The following is a 17,913-nucleotide window of genomic DNA, read 5'->3' on the forward strand; positions in this document are numbered from 1 at the left end:
TATTGCCAAGGCAACGAATGCGGCGCGCCACCGGTTTTTTCCGGTTGGCGCGCCTTGAGTTTTGCATCGGCCGGTCGGCGATTCGCCGCCCGTTTTGCGCAGATCGTTATTCCGCCGCGGCCCCGTGATGGCATCCCGCGTGATGGACATGACCCGCCTGGCTGTCATCCCATGCCGAACCGAGAATGATCTTGCAGAAGTTCAGCCGCTTGTAGCTGGGATCTTTCATCTCCAGCACATCGGCTTTGACGTTGCCCAAGGTGGTTTCGGGCTTGCTGATCGTGCCTTGCGCGAACGCGTCGATGATCAGGTTCTTGAAGTCCCGCTCGCGCGGATGCGCGGCCACCACGCTGACGCGTTGCGCGTCGTCGAACTCGTGGTAGCGCATGCCGAGCACATCCATTTCGACGCCCGCGGTCACCAGCGAAACCACCGGCTTCAGATGCTCCGGAACACCCGGCGTGGTGTGAAGCGCGATCGACAGCCAGACCTGCTCGATGTCGTACTCGTCGACGCCATGACTCTTGAGAAAGTCGCGCGCCGCATTGGCGCCGTCGACTTCGAAGCGATCAGTCTTGCTGGCGTAGCCCGGCGTGAGCCCCATGTCATGAAACATCGCGCCGATATACAGCAACTCGGGGTCATACGCGAGCTTACGGCGCGCACCCGTCAGCGCGCCCCACAGGAACACGCGGCGCGAGTGATTGAACAGCAGATCGTTCTCGGTGTCACGGACCAGATCGGTTGCGGCTCTTGCGAGACGGCTGTCTGGAATGTGAATGCCGGCAATGGTCGTACTCATCGAATTTCTCCTGGACAAAGATAGTGCCTCGTGAGGCCATGGACTTCGCGTCGTTCGGACAATGTCCATGCAGCGGTTTGAATGGTCGCTGTGAGCACCGTCCGGGGATGTCCAAGTATCTGTCGGAGTCGTATCGAGGGGAGTGGGAATCGACCGGCAATGCGTGCCAGTGATACGTTGTTTGCTGCCAACCGCGCCTCGCCGAGGCATGGGCGGCCGGCTTGGCGGGCTGAATCCGCCGAGCGTTATCCGCGATAACCGGCAAGCGGACGGCGAGGGCGCCGTTCGACCCGATTGCGCAGCACATACGCCGTGTCCGAGGTCACGCAACATCGTGACGATGGCTTGGCGTTGCGGTTCACAAGCGCTGTGCGTCGCGTTCACGGCGCCACTGACGAGGACGGGCTTCACCGGTCTTCCACGCTTGATCTGCGAACCGCTGCGGCTTCCGTGAACTTCACATCGCGACGCACGTCGCGCCTCCTGGCCGATGAAGCGCGGCGAGGAGAGGGCGAGAGCGTGGCAGCAGGGCGCCCGCTTTCCACCAACTGACGGGACAGCGTTTCAAGTTTCTTGCGAAGGAGCTCGCCCGCGGCTATCTGTTGGTCGAGCGCGATTTCGCGCGACGCCAGCTCTCGTTCGACGCTTGCACAACGCGTCATCGACGTCGTCAACTGTGTTTTCGCCTCGGCAAGTGCATCGCGCAACTGATCGCGCTCGGCCTGATGGGCGGCCTGAGCGTGGGCCATCCGATTGATCGCCGCCTGCAACTCCTGGCGCGTCTGGCGTGCCGCCGTCCGCTCGCTGTCGATTTCCAGCAGCGCCCGCTTTTCAGTCGCGGCGAGGCGCTGTTCGCTCTGATTGTGCATGACGCGCAGCTTGCCCAATTCCTCGGCGAATTCACGTCGGGCGTCCGACAGCGCCGTGGATGCCGCGGCGCTTTCATTTCTGGACTGTGCAAGCTGATCTGCCAGCATGGTTTTGGCGGTTTCCAGTTCGACCAGACGCGCGAGCAGTTTCGTATTCTCCCTGCGGACGTCAGCCGCGTCGCGAGACGCCTGCTCGCTGGCGGCGATCGCGGTGTCGCGTTCCGCAGCCGTTTGTTGTGCATGGTCCACTGCCGCGGCAATTTCGCGCTGAGCGTCCTGCTTGAAAACTTCCAGCGCAGCGTTGGCCGCGTCGCCGGCTAGCCGCCAGAGGGTCGCCGCCAGTTCGCCGGCGGCGCTTGCGACTTCCGCTGGCAAATCCGGTTGCCCGACGTCGACCCGCGTCTTGTCCCTGACTTCCGCCCAGAAATCCCGCAACGCTTTCGCCGGCGCGCTCATGCTGCCTTTGCGAACGAGTTGATAGAGCTTGTTCGCTGTCGGCGTTTCACCGTAACGGAAGAACATCAGCGCGCAAACCTCGCGATAGAGCTCCTGTGTGTCCGAGATGCGTTCACGGAGGGCTTCAATGTCGGCTTCAAGAGGCATGGGAATCCTTTGGCGGCTGATATGTCTTGATGTGTTGATAATACAACGTATAACGTTGAATAACCAATTTATCACCATCCACTACACGACATTAGTACTATAATGTCGTGTAGCATGTAGCAGACGTTTTTTGCGTCGGACTTTGTCTCTGGAGCCTCTAAAACCGTGCCTGATGCCCAACTCGTCACCGTTCAGCCGGTCGAATCGCTCGTCGTTCCCGAAATTCTCGACGGTCGCGACGGCACGAACCGTGGCGCGGCCGGTGGCTCGCAGCTGTCCGCCACCAACGATCTCGACGCCGTCCGCGCCTGGCTGTCGAACTACGCCGACACCAAAACAACCTTCGATAACTACCGCAAGGAAGCTGAGCGGCTGCTGCTTTGGGCCGTCGTGCAACTCGGCAAACCGCTGTCGTCGCTGACGCACGAGGATCTGCTGCTGTTCAAGGGGTTTCTCGTCGATCCGCAGCCGGCGGCTCGCTGGGTGTCGAGCACGGGCGGCAAGTTTCCCCGCGGCGACGAGCGCTGGCGTCCGTTCAATGGGCCGTTGTCGCCGGCAAGCCAGCGTCAGGCGTTGATCATCCTGAATGCGATGTTCACGTGGCTGGTCAACGCAGGTTATCTGCGTGGCAATCCCATGGCGCTGCTTCGACAGCGCGCCAAACGCTCCGCGCCGCGCGTAACGCGCTATCTATCGACGTCGCTGTGGGATGAAGTGAAGGTGTTTGTCGAGCAACTGCCGCGCGAGACGGCGGACGAGCGGGCCTATTACGCCCGCAGCCGCTGGCTGACGACACTTTTCTATCTGCAGGGCATGCGCATATCTGAAGTCGCCGGCGGGAAAATGGGGGATTTTTCCCGTCGACTAGGCGCCGACGGCAAGGATCAGTGGTGGCTCGAAACGCTCGGCAAAGGGAACAAGGAACGCATTGTCCCCGCTTCGCCCGAACTGATTCAGGAAATGCGGCTTTACCGAACTGAAAATGGCTTGGCGCCGCTGCCCACTCGCAGCGAAGAAACGCCCTTGGTGATTCCATTCAGAGGCCGCAACCGATGCTTGTCCCGTTCCGCCATTCACGACGCGATCAAGAGCATTTTTGGCAACGCGGCCAGCTGGCTGCGCTCGAAAGGCGCCGACTTTTCCGATCGGGCGGATGAACTGGAGCGAGCCTCGGCGCACTGGCTGCGACATACCGCCGGTTCGCATCAGGCGGATGGCGGCGTGGATCTGCGCACGATCCGTGACAACCTGGGCCACGTGTCGCTCAACACGACCAGCCTCTACCTCCATACCGAAGACGACACGCGCCATCGTGAGACGGTGGCTCGCCACCGCATGAACTGGGACGAATCCAAGCCTGAGGGGAAGTGACGCCGATCAACACGAGAAGCGCGCGGATCGACAGACACGCCCGCGCCTGTCGATCCGTTCCGGCTCCGGCCGCCCGACATCGAGCGCCAGAGCCGGTCCTCATCACTTGCGCTTAAGTTGCGAGAGATCCCGCACTGCGCCGCGGTCGGCCGAGGTCGCCAGCGCCGCGTAAGCCTGCAACGCTTGCGACACCACGCGTTCCCGATTCGCCGGTTGCCACGCCTTGTCGCCGCGAGCCTCCATGGCTTCGCGACGGCGCGCCAGTTCCGCATCCGACACCACCAGGTGCATCTTGCGGTTGGGAATGTCGATCTCGATCACATCGCCCTCTTCCACCAGGCCGATCGTGCCGCCTTCGGCCGCTTCCGGCGACGCATGCCCGATCACCAGCCCCGACGAACCGCCCGAGAAGCGGCCGTCGGTAAACAGCGCGCAGCTCTTGCCCAATCCCTTGGACTTCAGATACGACGTGGGGTAAAGCATCTCCTGCATGCCGGGGCCGCCCTTGGGACCTTCGTAGCGGATCACGACCACGTCGCCCGCCACCACCTTGTCGCCCAGAATGGCTTCGACGGCGTCGTCCTGACTCTCGAAAACGCGCGCGCGCCCGGAGAAAATCCACTGCGATTCGTCGACGCCGGCGGTCTTGACGATACAGCCCTTCTCCGCGAGGTTGCCGTACAGCACGGCGAGGCCGCCGTCTTTCGAGTACGCGCTCTGCTTGCTGCGGATGCAGCCCGTGTTGCGGTCGGTATCCAGCGCGGCATACGTGGCTTCCTGGCTGAATGCGACCGTCGTGGGAATACCGCCCGGCGCCGCGCGGAAGAACTTCTGCGTTTCCTCGCCCGCGCCACCGGCGACGTCCCATTTGGCGATGGCGTTGCCCAGCGTGCCGCTGTGCACGTTGCCGCACGACAGATCGAGCAGTTCCGCGCGGGCCAGTTCGCCGAGAATGCCGGGAATGCCGCCGGCACGATGCACGTCTTCGATATGGAACTTGTCGGTGGCGGGCGCCACTTTGCACAGGCACGGCACCTTACGCGAGATGCGATCGATGTCGGACATCGTGAAATCGACGCCACCTTCCTGCGCGGCGGCCAGCAGATGCAGCACGGTATTGGTCGAACCGCCCATGGCGACGTCGAGCGCCATGGCGTTCTCGAAGGCCTGCTTGCTGGCAATGCTGCGCGGCAGGACCGAGGCGTCGTCTTCCTGATAATAGCGGCGGCACAGGTCCACCACGAGACGGCCGGCCTGCTCGAACAGACCCTTGCGCCACGCGTGCGTGGCGACGATCGTGCCGTTGCCGGGCAGCGCCAGACCGATCGCTTCGGTCAGGCAGTTCATCGAGTTCGCGGTGAACATGCCCGAGCACGAACCGCACGTCGGGCAGGCGCTGCGCTCGATTTCCGCCACTTCGGCGTCGCTCACGCGGGAGTCGCCGGCCTTGATCATCGCGTCGATCAGGTCGATCTTCGCGATCACCTGGCCGTCCGTCGGCGATTTGACCTTGCCCGCTTCCATCGGACCGCCGGAGACGAACACGACGGGGATGTTCAGGCGCATGGCGGCCATCAGCATGCCCGGGGTGATCTTGTCGCAATTGGAAATGCAGACCATGGCGTCGGCGCAGTGCGCGTTGACCATGTACTCCACCGAGTCGGCGATCAGTTCGCGCGAAGGCAGCGAGTACAGCATGCCGCCGTGACCCATGGCGATGCCGTCGTCGACGGCGATGGTGTTGAATTCCTTGGCGACGCCGCCGGCCGCTTCGATTTCCTTCGCGACCAATGCGCCTAGGTCGCGCAGATGCACATGGCCCGGCACGAACTGCGTGAACGAGTTCACCACCGCGATAATCGGCTTGCCGAAATCACCGTCCTTCATTCCGGTGGCACGCCACAAGGCGCGCGCGCCGGCCATGTTGCGGCCATGGGTCGAAGTTTTCGATCGATAGTCAGGCATCTGTGTCCTTCAGGGTATGGGGGGCGTCAAAAATTGGAATTGTGCCCAGACCGGCCGCTGCGCCGTTCGCGGGCAGCGACGCCACCGCGTTTGCGCGCAGGCGGCCGCCGGCGTTGACGCGCGCGCGTGGCTGGGAAGGTACGAATAGTGCGAGAGGACGGGTAAGACGTCCAATATATTTTTCTGGCGCAATTAGGTCGGAAAAGATATTACTGGAAGATGGGGCGAGACGGGGACGCGGCCGTCGTGTAAACGCTTCCCGGCCGCGCTTAGCGTTAGCGGAAACCGTATTCGGGGTTACGTCGGTCGAAATCCGCTTCGCTCCAGTGGCGCGGCACGACGTCTTCGAAGCGGATCAGCTCCAGCAGCCCGCCCTGCTCGTCCCACGCGGCTTCGCCGCTGGGCCATGTGTGCTGAAGATCGAACAGGAGTCGCACCCGTGGTGCGTAATGCGCGGGCGGTCCCGACGGGGCCGTCCATGTCCACGCCAGCAACCGCGTGCCGTGCGCGTTCATGAGTTCGATGCGGCTCGGCTTTTCGCTGAGCCCCTCTTCACGAAAACTGCGCGCATCGTGCTCGACGGTGCGGGCGATGAACTGCAAGCCCAGATCCCGGACGCTATGGCGGGACTGCGCGTGCGCGAATGGACCGTCGACGGCGACTTTGCCCGACACGACATGCAGCCGGCCGCCAAGATGGCCGACGATGCTGTCGGGGTCCGTGGTTTCGTCGTAGACGATCTCCTGTCCCGCATGGGCGCCGCCGGGCAGCCATTTTGCGTAGACTCTTCGCGGGCTGTCCTGATATCGGATCACCATGTGATCGGGCCGCTCCGGCCATCTTCCTGAGACGCGCTCCTGCCGGAACATGCTGTATTCGTAGGCGTCGTCGGGAATCATGGTCTTCGCGTACTCGACGAAGGCGTCTGGCTTCATCGCGTCCATCAAGGCAAGGATCTGATCGTCGGTCAAAGTCAGTATCGAGTGGTTTTCGATCCGCGTGCGCAACGACGCCGCCTGTTCGCGAGCCGGAAGACAGCGGAACTCGTCGATGTCCGCATCCACGGTACGCGACGCGCCGGCATCCACGCATCCCGCCGATGTGGCGGCCAAAGCCGGCGCCGTCGCGCTGGCCGGTTGCGCAAACGCGCCCATCGAGACAGCCAGGCAGGTCAATGCGAGCACGTACAGCAACAGCCGCGCGATTGCGGGCCATCCCGCAGCAGGCCGAATGCGCCCGCGTACCGGGTTATCGGAAATGCCAGATCCGCAAAACGTCATGGTTCGATCCGTGCTGATTGACCGGCGTTTGAAGGGTTGCCCGAGCATGTTGCATGCGTCGGTCGCAATGGGTGGCCCTGCCCTGATGCCGGACTCGAATGACGCGGCGTCGATAACCTGAATAAACGGCTCGCGCCGCCGCGCTATTCCAATCGTGTGACGTAAAGGGTTGCGCGAAAGATGGAATAGGCGGTGGCGCCGGATCGTTTAGACAGCATGTCCGAATCACCGGCAGACATCAATGAACATTCGACAGCAGCAAATCGTTCGGCCTGTCGGCGCAGCGCTACTGACGGCATCCGTCGCGTGGCTCGCGGGCTGCGGAGGCGGAGGTGGTGGAAGCGGCACCTCGATGGTTTCGATCGGCGGCACGGCGGCAACGGGTAAAGCGCTGGCGAACGCGACGATCAAGATCGACTGCGCGCGAGGCTCGATGTCGGTCGCGGCGGATGCGAACGGCAACTTTCACGCGACGCTCGGCGCCGTCATGCCATGCATGATCGCCGCGACTTCAGGCGTGACGATGCTGCATTCCGTTGCGTTCGCCGGCGGCACGTACAACGTCACGCCGGAGACGGATCTGCTGGTGTCGTATCTGGCGGCGCAACTCGGCACGAATGAAAGCGGGCTGACAGCCGGTTTCCCGGTGAACTCACAGTTCCAACAGGTGCTGGCGAATCAGACCGACGTCCTGACTGCGCAGGCCGCGGTCGTTCAGAATCTGCGGCAGACGTACGGTGTGGCGCTATCCACGCCCAGTTTCCTGACCACCGCCTTCACTGCCGGTCAACCGGGCGAGGACAGCGACCTCGAAGCACTCCTCGCGCGCGGCGTCATCGACGCGAATGGCGAACCGGACACCGCCGCCGTCGCATTGATGACGTCGGCGGGGGCGGCACATCCGTTAATGGCAGCGCCGAATAGCGGCACGGGCGGAGCCGGAGTCGGCGGCCTTGGAAGCATGGGCGGCATGATGTGAGATGCCGCCTGGCCGGTTAGTCATGCTCAAGTCTCCGTTTAGCGAGTCCGCCGATCTCGATGAAGCGCGCGAGCGCATCTCCGGTGTGATATTCATGCAGGAATTCGGAAAGCCGACGATTTGCCTTACTCGACCGAGACACTGTAGAATCGCCCCTCTCATTGGGGAGTAGCCGCCTCGACCGCAATGCTCGAGGGTGCCCGTCAACATACTTGGTGGTCGACAGACCGCCATGGCGCGCACAGCACTATGCCTGGCAAGACCGGTGACTCGCATTCCGACCTGACCGGGTCGCCGGAATGCGTGTCATCGCGTACTGACTGCGCGGCCCGGCCCACAACCTATGCAATCGTTCCTCGTTTCGACCAGCGTGGTCGGTCTAGCCGAAATCGGCGACAAGACACAACTGTTGTCTCTGGTGCTGGCCGCCAGATATCGCAAGCCCATTCCGATCATTCTTGGCGTCTTTGTCGCAACCCTCATCAATCATGCCGCGTCCGGCGCATTGGGCGCATGGCTTGCCAGTGTTCTGAGTCCCTCGATCCTGAACTGGGCAGTCGTCGCATCGTTTGCCGTCATGGCCGTCTGGATTCTGATTCCAGACAAACTCGACGGTGCCGAGGCGGTGTCGACCACGCATCCGATGGGCGTGTTCAGCACCACGGCGCTAACGTTCTTTCTCGCTGAAATGGGTGATAAGACGCAGGTTGTCACGATCGCTCTGGCCGCTCGATTTCACGAATTCTTCGGGGTGGTCGCCGGCACCACGCTCGGCATGATGCTGGCCAACGTGCCCGTCATCTACCTGGGCCATAAGTTCGCTGATCGCCTGCCGACCAAAGCGGTCCACATTCTGGCGGCCATCATCTTCGTAGTCCTGGGCGGCTTTGCTCTCAGGACGGCGCTGTATCCGCATGAGCACCCGCTGTTCTAGTTCGAAGGTTGTTTGATACGCGTGCGGCGCGCGTGCGACAAAGCGCGAAGGATGCATTGCCGAAGTATCTCGGCGTGGCGTTTGCCTTCGAAAAAAACGGCGCGCACGGTTTCGAACTTGGTAATGGCAAGCGTGCTTGTATCCGGCGATGGGTAGACAGTCAGTGCGTGGGTCGCACTCAGCGGCCCTTGTTCTGAGCATCGCCAGCGGACTGAGTCGACAAACGTAGGTAAGCTGCCGCAAGTCTTCGGATTTCTTCCTCGGACGCGTCCTCGATCCCGATCAGATTGTTGTTCGCTGCCCGATGCGAGGACAGCAGTTCATTCAGCTTCAGATGCAACGCGACGCTGTCCTTGTTCTGACTCTGCTGAATCAGAAATACCATCAGAAAGGTGATGATGGTGGTGCCGGTGTTGATGACCAGTTGCCATCCGTCCGAGTAGTGGAAGATGGGGCCGGTCACGACCCAGGCGACGACTGTCAGCACGGCAAGGCAGAACGCCGCGGGTGAGCCGGCCCATCGCGTGACGAGGCTTGCAAAGCGGTCGAACACGCGCGTTAAGGGATGACGGCCGGCATAGGCGGGGCTCGAGGTGTCGGGAACGGTGTCGAGTTCGTCCGTGGGCGAAGGCGCGCCAGGTTGTGTAGTCATGAGCGGCTCCAGAAGGTTGGCGTGTCTTCCCTCCGCAAACTTCATGCCGCTTTTGGTTGAATCGTTTTGCGGCGATAGAGATGCCCGTCGGCATTAATCGCCTGGTTTCATCTGCAGCCGTGCGGATCGCGCTTTGGCAACCGACCTTGTAGTTCTTACCCGGCGACAGCAACTCTCAAATGCCCATAACGGAGGGATTACCTGACGGCTAATCAAAGCGAGCACATTGAGTTAGACACCCGCCGACGCCGACGACCGTAGCGTCCACGCCGCAAAACTATCACTCTGCCCTTATCGCTTTCGTGCGAGCGTCATGCTCTGCCTTCGCTATATTCGGCACGCACCCCGACGGGCAGCCAAGGCTCTTTGTGGCAACACCAAAGCTCATAGCTCGGCTCATACAGGCCCACACGGTCAAAGGCTCCAAGCGGAAGATCCAGTTCGTCGCTGTCGTTGCTTTCCATGAAAGCGACCGACCCGCATGTCGGGCAAAAATGCCTTCGCGCCCCGGGCGAACTCTGCCACGCCTGTGTAGAACCGGACAACTCCACAGCGCCTCGTTCGAACATGGCGTATCCGCCAAACACGTTGCCATGTATTCGCCGACATGTCATGCAGTGACATATCGACACTCGCCGAGGGCGCGCGGTGACGCGAAACCGCACCGCGCCGCATGCACATCCGCCGGTTTGTTCGACTGATTCACTCTGCGTCATCACTACGCCCTCCTTCGGAGTCCGAGTGCCGTGCGCCATCCTTTACTTGTCGCTCTCTTCTCTTCTTTGGAATGTTCGCGCCCGATGCGCGCGCTTGGTTCGGACGTGCGGCTGAACGTTTTTTAATCGAGCAAACGGTATGCCGGTCGCCGCTAGACCCGCCGCGTGGCAACCGCCTGCTAGTGTTCTGTTCTGTTGTTAACTAATCTATGTTCCCGTAGCATGTTGGTATCGACGGAACGGGAGATACCAGCATGCCCATGGGACGACCGAAGGCCGAACTGGTGTTGAGTGAAGATGAGCGCTCGCAACTGACTTCGATAGCGCGTTCGCGCTCGATTTCGGCGGCGCTGGTCACGCGTGCGCGCATCGTGCTGGCGGCTGCTGCTGGTGAACCCACCAGCGTCTTCAGCTCACGCGCGCCACGGTGGGCAAGTGGCGTATCCGGTTCCTGGAGCATCGCATCAACGGCCTGTATGACGAAGTACGTCCCGGCAAGCCGCGCACGATTGACGGTGAGCGGCTGGCTCAACTGATTCACAAGACCCTGCACACAAAGCCGGCGGATGGCTCCACGCACTGGAGCGTACGCACGATCGCCGCCGAAACGGCTATCTCGCCGACGAGTGTGCATCGTTACTTCAAGCTGCTCGGCGTGCAACCGCATCGCAGCGAAAGCTTCAAGCTCTCGACCGATCAATTCTTCATCGAGAAACTGCGCGATGTGGTCGGCCTGTACCTGAGCCCGCCCGAGAATGCCTTGGTCTTGTGCGTGGACGAGAAGAGCCAGTGTCAGGCCATCCTCGAAAAGCTACACAGACTTTGTTCGCGATTCAGCGGAACGGAACACTAGCTCAGGCTGGACAGCTGGCTAGCGTTCGCTACGTCAGTGCGCGGACGTTGCGAACATGGCGCTGACGTTGGGCTGAAGCACGCCGGCCAGATTCGCTGAAGCAGAAGCGGGAACCGCATACGCCGCCATCGCCGCCACGAGCGGGCTCACACAGACGTCGTCGCTCGCGGCGGCAGATTGATCCGCAGTCAGCCCGGACATGCCGGCGCCGTTGTACGCCAGATTTACTCCTGCCATCTGGCCGGTCATACCGTTTGCAAAGCCAAACGAGCCTTGTACAACGATCTGGTTACCATTGTCGTTCCGGTTCACCACCGTGCCCTGCAGCTCCAGCGACGTGATCCCCAACTGGCCCAGGCTATAAAGCTGGCCACTCTGGAACCGCCCTCTCCCGGTCGTATCGACCCAGACCTTCAGATCGCTCCACAATGCATCGGACGCGGTCAGTGCGCTGCCGCCCTCGCCATCGACCTGCTGGGCCAGCGTATTGAGTGCATCCATACCGGCCACGAGCTGGCTGCCCTGCGTGACGGCCGTCGTGTTATCCGGGTCATTCGGGTCATAGACGAGGTAGCCCTCGCCGGCTGTACCCCAGCCCGTCTGCACCGGCTGCCCATTGCTGAGCAAGTCGAAGGTCGCGGGCGAGCTCGCAAGCGCGGTGGTCTGCACCGCACCGCCATTCAGGTTGAGCACGATCGGGTCGTCATCGAACCACGAATCGTCGTCGTCCATATCGTAGTCGTCGTCGTACCCGGTGTCGTACGAGTCGTTGCTGCCCGACCCACCCATGTACCACGACCCCGAACTGAAGTACTCGGTCTCGGCGCCGGTCGTCGTGTTAAATATCGCACCAGACGTCTGCACGCCCGTCGAAGCATTGAAGTAGTCGATCTGCGAGAAGTAGCTGCCGCCCGTAGATATCAGCTCCTCAGTAGCGTAAGGGTCCACGCCGTCGAAGAGGGAGAGCATGTTGACCGCGCCCGTGACGGAGTTGAACGCCTCAGTCTCCGTTTCCTTGCCGGCCGTGTTGAACAGGGACACCTGGCTGGCGTACGAACCCGACGAGCCGAACTGGTCGTACTGCGACTCCAGCCCGGTGGACGTGTTGAAGTACATCGCACTCGACTCCTGCCCGCTCGTGGAATTGAACGTGTCCTGCTGCGTCTCCTTGCCAGCCGAGTTGTACTGGTAAATCGCGTTGGCATACGTCGCACTCGGGGTGAACGTCGCCATCTCCGTCATGTAGTTATTGCTTGTCGTGCCCGCATACTGCTGGAACTGGGTCTCCTGACCCGATGAATTGAACACGACGTTCGACGTTTCAGCACTATTTGCGGTGCTGTAGTTGACCTGGTTGGTCTCGTAGTTGTTGCCAGTGGTCCCACTAAAGTAGATCCCGTCCGTTTCCTTGCCTGCCGCGTTGTACTGGAAGTCGGTCGTCTCGAGGCCGTTCAACGTGCTGAAGCTGATCTGGTCGGTCTGATAGTTGTTGGACGTGGTGCCGGCATATTCCTGGAGACCCGTTTCCTGACCAGAGGCATTGAACTGGTAGTTCGAGACCACGGCACCGTTGGAGAGGCTGAAGTTGTACTGGTTGGTCTCGTAGTTGTTGCTTGTCGTGCCAGCGTAGTCCTGCTCGTCTGTCTCCTTGCCCGACGAGTTGTACTGGTAGTTCGAAGTGACCGCACCGTTGGAAAGGCTAAAGTTGTACTGGTTGGTCATGTAATTGCCGGTAGCCGCTCCGGCGAATACCTGGTCGTCGGTTTCCTTGCCCGATGAGTTGAACTGGTAGTTCGAAGTCTCGGCGCCGTTTGCCGTGCTGTAGTTGACCTGGTTGGTTTCGTAGTTATTGCTCGCCCTCCCGGTGAAATAGATGCCATCGGTCTCTTTGCCGGCCGAATTGAACTGGTAATCCGACGTCTCCACGCCATAAAGCGTGCTGAAGTTGATCTGGTCGGTCTCGTAGTTGCCGGTCGCCGTACCCGCAAACACCTGTTCTTCACTCACCTGGTTAGCCGAATTGAAGATGACGTTTGACGTCTCCGCGCCATTGGTCGTGCTGAAATTGTACTGGTTAGTTTCGTAATTGTTGGTCGTTGTGCCAACAAAGACTTGCTCGTCGGTTTCCTTTCCCGAGCTATTGAACTGGTAGTCAGAGACCTCAACGCCATACAGTGTGCTGTAGTTGATTTGGTCGGTCTCGATACCATTTGAGTAGTCTATCGCTTCAGACTCGTTTCCAGTGGATGCATTTATCAGCTGGTCTTGGGTCATCTGGCCAGATGTGTTCCACGTCTGATACTCGGTCTGTTCTCCCTGTGAGTTGTAGAACGACCTGCCTTCCAGCTTCCCATTCGAGTCGCTAAAGCTCTCGGTGATTTGACCCTGCGTGTCCTGAATGAACGCACTACTTTTGTCGAGATTGACAATAGTGCTAGTGAAGTTATTTGCGGAAGTGTACGTGTCCGTGCCGTGACTACCGTCCGTAGACGTCCACGAGTCGCTCAGGAGCGTTCTCTGGCCATTTGTGCCGGGAGTGGAGTACTGCCCGGTGATTGTGCAAGTGTCCTGGACACTATTGCCACAGGCCTCTGTCGTGGTAATAGTGGCGCCGCCGTTCTGCGCCTCGATCTGATTCAGAATCGCGGCAGCGGCACCTGCGTCCCACTCCGGCAACGATAGAGCTTGCATGAGAGCACCGGAGTTGATCCCCGCATACGTCAAAGCTCCATTGATATATGAAATGCAATTATTACCAAATACTCCTTGAACACCAAAAAATCCACCTAATACGTTGTATTCGGTGTTTATTGTCGGCAACGAGGAGTTGACGGGACCTCCCGGAAGCCCGGCATTTGCGAGCGCCTCGTTCTGTGTGTTTTGCCCGTACGCAATGAGGGCTTGCACCTGTGCGTCGGTAAGCGGAGCGCTCTGCGTGAAGTAGCGCCCCTGATAGACGGTAGAATCGTTGCTAACTACCTGTCCCGCTCCGAATGGCGACCCTTGCGTTATTGGGTCAAATCCAAAAGTATACGAATTTCCGCTACTATCGGTCACTGTATACCAGACATGCCCAGGCAATGATTGAGTGGATTGACCAGTTTCCGGGTCAATTTCATTGGTTCCGGGGGCTGCTATGTTAATGGTCAATGTTCCAGACATGATTTATCTCCAGTTAGTTTGCATAACTAATTTAACGGCGGTTTACAAGAAGGCCTACAGCGACTACATCCTCACAACAGCGAAGCTCTAGCGAGCCTCACGCAAGCAGCTAGTTAGGTATGACGTACAACACGTCGTTTTTTTATTTGACAATGTATCCGCTACATATGGCTGTTTTGAATCCATCGAACCGCGGATCACCGTCAATTGTCTGAACCGATACCGTATAGTCGCCAGGCGGTAGTGGGTAGGCATCCAAGGTAAAGGACTTGGCTGGACGCGCCATGACCTTTCCTTCGCCGTAATCTCTGTAGACGATTTCTTCACGGAAAATATTTTCGTTATCGTCTCGCCAAATAACTTTCACCGTGATTCCGCGATGAGGCTTTACTGGCTTGTTATCGCCAGAATATATGTAGTCTTTTCCCGTCAGGCTCTCGTAGAGCTGCATGTATCTTTCAGAAGCCTCATGATCGTGGAGATCTTTAGGAGGAAGGAGCAACAAAGCCACTTCTGTAGACGTGTGACGAGTCAACGCGTACCTCAGTCTGGAGACGTGAACCTTAAGGTTCGCAGTGTCTCCAGATTTCGTGAGGTCGATATATGTCAGGTCGTCTGAGTTCTCCGCATGAGCGATAGAAAGAGAAAGACATGAAAGAAGTAAAATTATTGGTCTCTTGAGTTTCATCTGGCTTTGGCGGTCGTTTCGGGAGAAATGAAATCGTTCAGTACTGTTCCTGCTTTCGGTTCGCAACGTCACACAAGCCGCGGGTTCCCTCCTGCGTTTCGTGATCGTCCAGGCTGTCCGGCATTGTGCTATCGCTGAAGCATCGTCAGAATGAAAGGAGATTTGCCGACTGAGGCGCTTCCATGCAGTCTGGATTTACCCATTTCAACGAACATCGTCTCGCCCCAATATCCCAAGCTTCGACGCGAGATCCACCCGTGCGTTATCCCAATCTGCCAACGCCTGCACCCGCCTTTGCTTCGCGTTCGCCAGCGCCCCCTGGGTGTTCATCAGTTCGAGGATGTTCCCCACTCCCGCGTCGTAACGCTGTTTGGCCGCTACCCATGAACGCTGCGCGATCGTCAGCAGGTTCGCGCTGTTCTGCGCGTTCTTCGTCGCCCCGGTCAGCGTCTGGTAACTGCTCCACACATCCAGCGCCACCTGCCTCTGCGCATCCGCAATGGCATCCTCCTGCCGTTCCGCCTGCGCTTTCGCCTGGTCGATCTGGTAGTTCCGCCCGAAGCCCTCGAACAACGGAATGCTCACCTGCACACCGATATACGCGTCATGTCCCGTCGATGAATACGTCGCCAGGCCCAGTCCCATGCTCTGCGGCTGATTGTTGCGGCTGTACTTCGCCACGAGACTGATACCGGGCAGCCCCTGCGCGCGCGTCTGCGAAACCTTCGCGAGTGCCGCCTCGTACTGCGCCTGCGCCGCGCGCACCGAGGGATGCGTCGCCTGCACGTCGCGGATCATCTCCGCCACCGGGTCGCTGAACGTATGGTCTGTTTGCGCGCCTTCCGTCACCCCCGGCACCTCCATCGGCACATCCGGCGTGAGATTCATGTCCGCCGCGAGCGTACCCAGCGCCGTCTGCGCATCGCTTTCGGCCTTCGTCAGGCTGAACACCGCCTGTTCGTGCTGCGTCTGCGCCTGCAAGGCATCGGTGATCGGTGCGACGCCTTTATCCACGCGCGCCTTCGCCGCGGTCATGCTCTGGCGTGTCAGCGCTTCCACGTCCTGCGCGGCTTCCAGCTCGCCGATCGCCGTCTGCGTCGCGTAGTAGTCCTTCGCAGCCTGCGCAAAAAAATCCTGCAGCGTCGCGTCCTGGGTCGCACGCGCCGCGTCGAGCAGCGCGTTCGCGTTCCGCAGCGCCGCCTCGCGACCGCCGAAGTCGTACAGCAGCCAGTTCAGACTCACGCCCGCCGTGCGCGTGAAGGCGTTGATGTCCTCGCTGAGCGCCGGATGGTTCTCGATATCGACGACCGAGCTTTCGCGCACGCCCTGCCAGTTTGCCGATATCGTTGGCAGGTACGCCGCGCGCGCTGTACCCACGCCTGCTGCCTGCGCCTTGACCATCGCCCAAGCCGCGCGTGTCTTCGGGTTGTTGCACAGCGTGCGTTCGACCGCTTCCGCCAGGCCCAGGGGCCGCGCGGGCGGTCCACTGAATTCGCAGACCGGCACGATGGCGCCGCCTGCCGTCGCCGAGATGTTCTGCTCCGCGCCCAGCGGGTCGAACGCGTGCGCATTAAGGTTGAACGCAGCCAGGCCCGCGAGCACCATGAGTTTGCGGTTAGCGCTCACGCATACCCTCCGTGGCCGTACGCATCAGCGGATCGAGGAAGTAGCCGATCACGCTTCTTTTGCCCGTGCGGATGTCGGCTGTCACGGCCATGCCCGGCGTGAGCGTGATCCAGCGGTTGTCCACATGGATGCGGTTGGTCGTCAGGCGGATACGCACCGGAAACGTCAGCCCCAGCTTTTTGTCCTGCACCGCATCGTTGGAGACTTCGGTGATGGTCCCGTCCAGATACCCGTAGCGCGTATACGGAAACGCCTCGATCTTCACCGCCGCGCGCTGGCCCACCTGCACGAAACCGATGTCCCGGTTCTGCAGCCGCGCTTCGACCTCCAGCGCGTCGTCAGGCACGATCTCCATGAGCGCCTGCGCCGTCGTCACCACGCCGCCCAGCGTGTGCACCGAAAGCTGCTGCACGGTGCCCGCCACAGGCGCCGTGAGACTCATGAGCGCCTGGCGCGTCTGCGCCTTGGTTTCGTCGTCGCGATTCTGCGTGGTCTGCTGCGTGGCCTTCTCCCGTTCGTCGAGCTGGTCACGGCGGAACTTCGAGGCAGTGGCGTCGACCTGCGCACGCTGTTCGGTGATGCCCGCCGCAAGTTCGTTCGCGTGGGCGCGCTGTGCCGCGAGTTCGTGCTCCTTGTCGAGCGCGGACTGTTCCTTGTCGAGATAATCGTTGCGCGCCACGTATTTGTCGTTCACGAGCGCGCGGTAGGCATCGGCCTGCTGGCGCGCGAGCGGCGCCGTCTGCACGAGCTTGGCGATCTCGGCGCGCGTGCTGTCCAGTTCCGCCTGGCGCTTCGCCAGTTCCGCCTTTTCGCCTTCGTACTGGTCGCGGTATTCGGACCACGCGCCTTCGGCCTGGCGCTGCGCGTCCTGCATGCGTGCAGCGGGCGCGTCGTCGACCTTCCCCACCACCGGCGGGTGGTTCGCCTGCTGCGAGGCCAGCAGCGCATTGGCGCGCGCAGCAGCAAGTTCGGCATCGAGCCGCGACATGTGCGCCTTGTCGGCATCGGCGGCGGCCTGCGTCGTGTCGAGCTTCATGAGCAGGTCGCCGGATTTCACGCGCTGGCCGTCCCTGACACCGATCTCGCGCACCACGCCCGTGATCGCCGGCTGGATCGTCTTCACGCGCGCGTTGGGAATGAACTGGCCGCTCGCCGTCACCACAATATCCAGCCGTCCCAATAACCCGATCAGCAGGGCAAGCACCGTGAGCAGCACCAGGATGCGCATCGTCCAGCGCGGCGCGGGATGCACGGGCGTCTCGACCAGTTCCAGTTCGGCGGGCAGGAACGCGAGCTGGTCGGCGTCGCGCGTGGGACGTTCGAGCTGCGCACGGATGCGCCAGACCTCGCGCCATATCGCAGCGTAGCGTCTAAGCAGGTCCGTGAACGCCTGAAGTTTCATCGATGACATGG

The 17,913-nt window shown here is 60.9% G+C and carries 14 protein-coding genes, 1 pseudogene and 1 riboswitch; of the genes and pseudogenes, 5 read left to right on the forward strand and 10 right to left on the reverse strand.

The window, feature by feature from the left end; genetic code table 11:
• Positions 1-106: 106 nt before the first annotated feature.
• Together B0G80_RS03395 and B0G80_RS03400 are read right to left on the reverse strand one after the other, a co-directional pair.
• A complete protein-coding gene (locus tag B0G80_RS03395) occupies positions 107-802 on the reverse strand; it encodes an HD domain-containing protein (RefSeq protein ID WP_116116982.1) in 696 nt (231 codons plus the stop codon).
• 407 nt (positions 803-1,209) lie between these two features.
• Entirely contained in the window at positions 1,210-2,274 is a 1,065-nt protein-coding gene (locus tag B0G80_RS03400; RefSeq protein WP_116116983.1) for a DNA-binding protein, read from the reverse strand.
• A gap of 165 nt (positions 2,275-2,439) precedes the next feature.
• Here B0G80_RS03400 and B0G80_RS03405 point away from each other — a divergent pair, with 165 nt between their 5' ends.
• A complete protein-coding gene (locus B0G80_RS03405; RefSeq protein WP_116116984.1) occupies positions 2,440-3,645 on the forward strand; it encodes a tyrosine-type recombinase/integrase in 1,206 nt (401 codons plus the stop codon).
• A 102-nt stretch (positions 3,646-3,747) separates the two neighbouring features.
• Here the strand turns inward: B0G80_RS03405 and ilvD are convergent, their stop codons facing one another.
• Together ilvD and B0G80_RS03415 are read right to left on the reverse strand one after the other, a co-directional pair.
• Positions 3,748-5,610 carry a dihydroxy-acid dehydratase gene (gene ilvD, locus B0G80_RS03410; RefSeq protein ID WP_116116985.1) on the reverse strand — a complete coding sequence of 621 codons (1,863 nt, stop codon included), beginning with the start codon at positions 5,608-5,610 and terminating at the stop codon, positions 3,748-3,750.
• A 275-nt stretch (positions 5,611-5,885) separates the two neighbouring features.
• On the reverse strand, positions 5,886-6,581 hold the full coding sequence (locus tag B0G80_RS03415) for a DUF1571 domain-containing protein (RefSeq protein WP_181919898.1): 696 nt from the start codon (positions 6,579-6,581) through the stop codon (positions 5,886-5,888).
• Positions 6,582-6,660: 79 nt separating this feature from the next.
• Between B0G80_RS03415 and B0G80_RS45660 the strand changes: the two genes are divergently transcribed.
• The 3 genes from B0G80_RS45660 (at position 6,661) to B0G80_RS03425 (ending at position 8,803) form a co-directional block, all read left to right on the forward strand.
• A complete protein-coding gene (locus B0G80_RS45660) occupies positions 6,661-7,011 on the forward strand; it encodes a hypothetical protein (RefSeq protein ID WP_181919899.1) in 351 nt (116 codons plus the stop codon).
• Positions 7,012-7,131: 120 nt separating this feature from the next.
• Positions 7,132-7,869 carry a hypothetical protein gene (locus B0G80_RS03420; protein WP_116116987.1) on the forward strand — a complete coding sequence of 246 codons (738 nt, stop codon included), beginning with the start codon at positions 7,132-7,134 and terminating at the stop codon, positions 7,867-7,869.
• A gap of 151 nt (positions 7,870-8,020) precedes the next feature.
• Positions 8,021-8,207: riboswitch (yybP-ykoY riboswitch) on the forward strand.
• Between the two features lie 5 nt (positions 8,208-8,212).
• Positions 8,213-8,803 (forward strand): TMEM165/GDT1 family protein, encoded by a 591-nt coding sequence (locus B0G80_RS03425; protein ID WP_106281264.1) that lies wholly within the window; start codon positions 8,213-8,215, stop codon positions 8,801-8,803.
• A gap of 178 nt (positions 8,804-8,981) precedes the next feature.
• On the opposite strand, the gene B0G80_RS03430 is transcribed toward B0G80_RS03425, so the two are convergent.
• On the reverse strand, positions 8,982-9,455 hold the full coding sequence (locus B0G80_RS03430) for a low affinity iron permease family protein (protein ID WP_106281266.1): 474 nt from the start codon (positions 9,453-9,455) through the stop codon (positions 8,982-8,984).
• Positions 9,456-9,766: 311 nt separating this feature from the next.
• Complete coding sequence (locus B0G80_RS03435; protein WP_116116988.1) at positions 9,767-10,171, reverse strand: GFA family protein; 405 nt, start codon at positions 10,169-10,171, stop codon at positions 9,767-9,769.
• Between the two features lie 254 nt (positions 10,172-10,425).
• Between B0G80_RS03435 and B0G80_RS03440 the strand changes: the two are divergent.
• Positions 10,426-10,973 (forward strand): annotated as a pseudogene (locus tag B0G80_RS03440) (helix-turn-helix domain-containing protein); the annotation flags it as partial.
• An 84-nt stretch (positions 10,974-11,057) separates the two neighbouring features.
• Here B0G80_RS03440 and B0G80_RS03445 read toward each other — a convergent pair.
• The 4 genes from B0G80_RS03445 to B0G80_RS03460 form a co-directional block, all read right to left on the reverse strand.
• Positions 11,058-13,715 carry a hypothetical protein gene (locus B0G80_RS03445; RefSeq protein ID WP_147309828.1) on the reverse strand — a complete coding sequence of 886 codons (2,658 nt, stop codon included), beginning with the start codon at positions 13,713-13,715 and terminating at the stop codon, positions 11,058-11,060.
• 613 nt (positions 13,716-14,328) lie between these two features.
• A complete protein-coding gene (locus B0G80_RS46340) occupies positions 14,329-14,874 on the reverse strand; it encodes a hypothetical protein (protein ID WP_116116990.1) in 546 nt (181 codons plus the stop codon).
• A 204-nt stretch (positions 14,875-15,078) separates the two neighbouring features.
• Positions 15,079-16,500, reverse strand: coding sequence for a TolC family protein (locus B0G80_RS03455; RefSeq protein WP_258878796.1), 1,422 nt, complete (start codon positions 16,498-16,500; stop codon positions 15,079-15,081).
• Positions 16,490-17,911 carry an HlyD family type I secretion periplasmic adaptor subunit gene (locus B0G80_RS03460; protein ID WP_116116992.1) on the reverse strand — a complete coding sequence of 474 codons (1,422 nt, stop codon included), beginning with the start codon at positions 17,909-17,911 and terminating at the stop codon, positions 16,490-16,492. Before B0G80_RS03460 ends, B0G80_RS03455 begins: the two co-directional genes overlap by 11 nt.
• Between the last annotated feature and the right edge of the window lie 2 nt (positions 17,912-17,913).

Source organism: Paraburkholderia sp. BL6669N2, assembly GCF_003387275.1.
Lineage (GTDB): Bacteria > Pseudomonadota > Gammaproteobacteria > Burkholderiales > Burkholderiaceae > Paraburkholderia.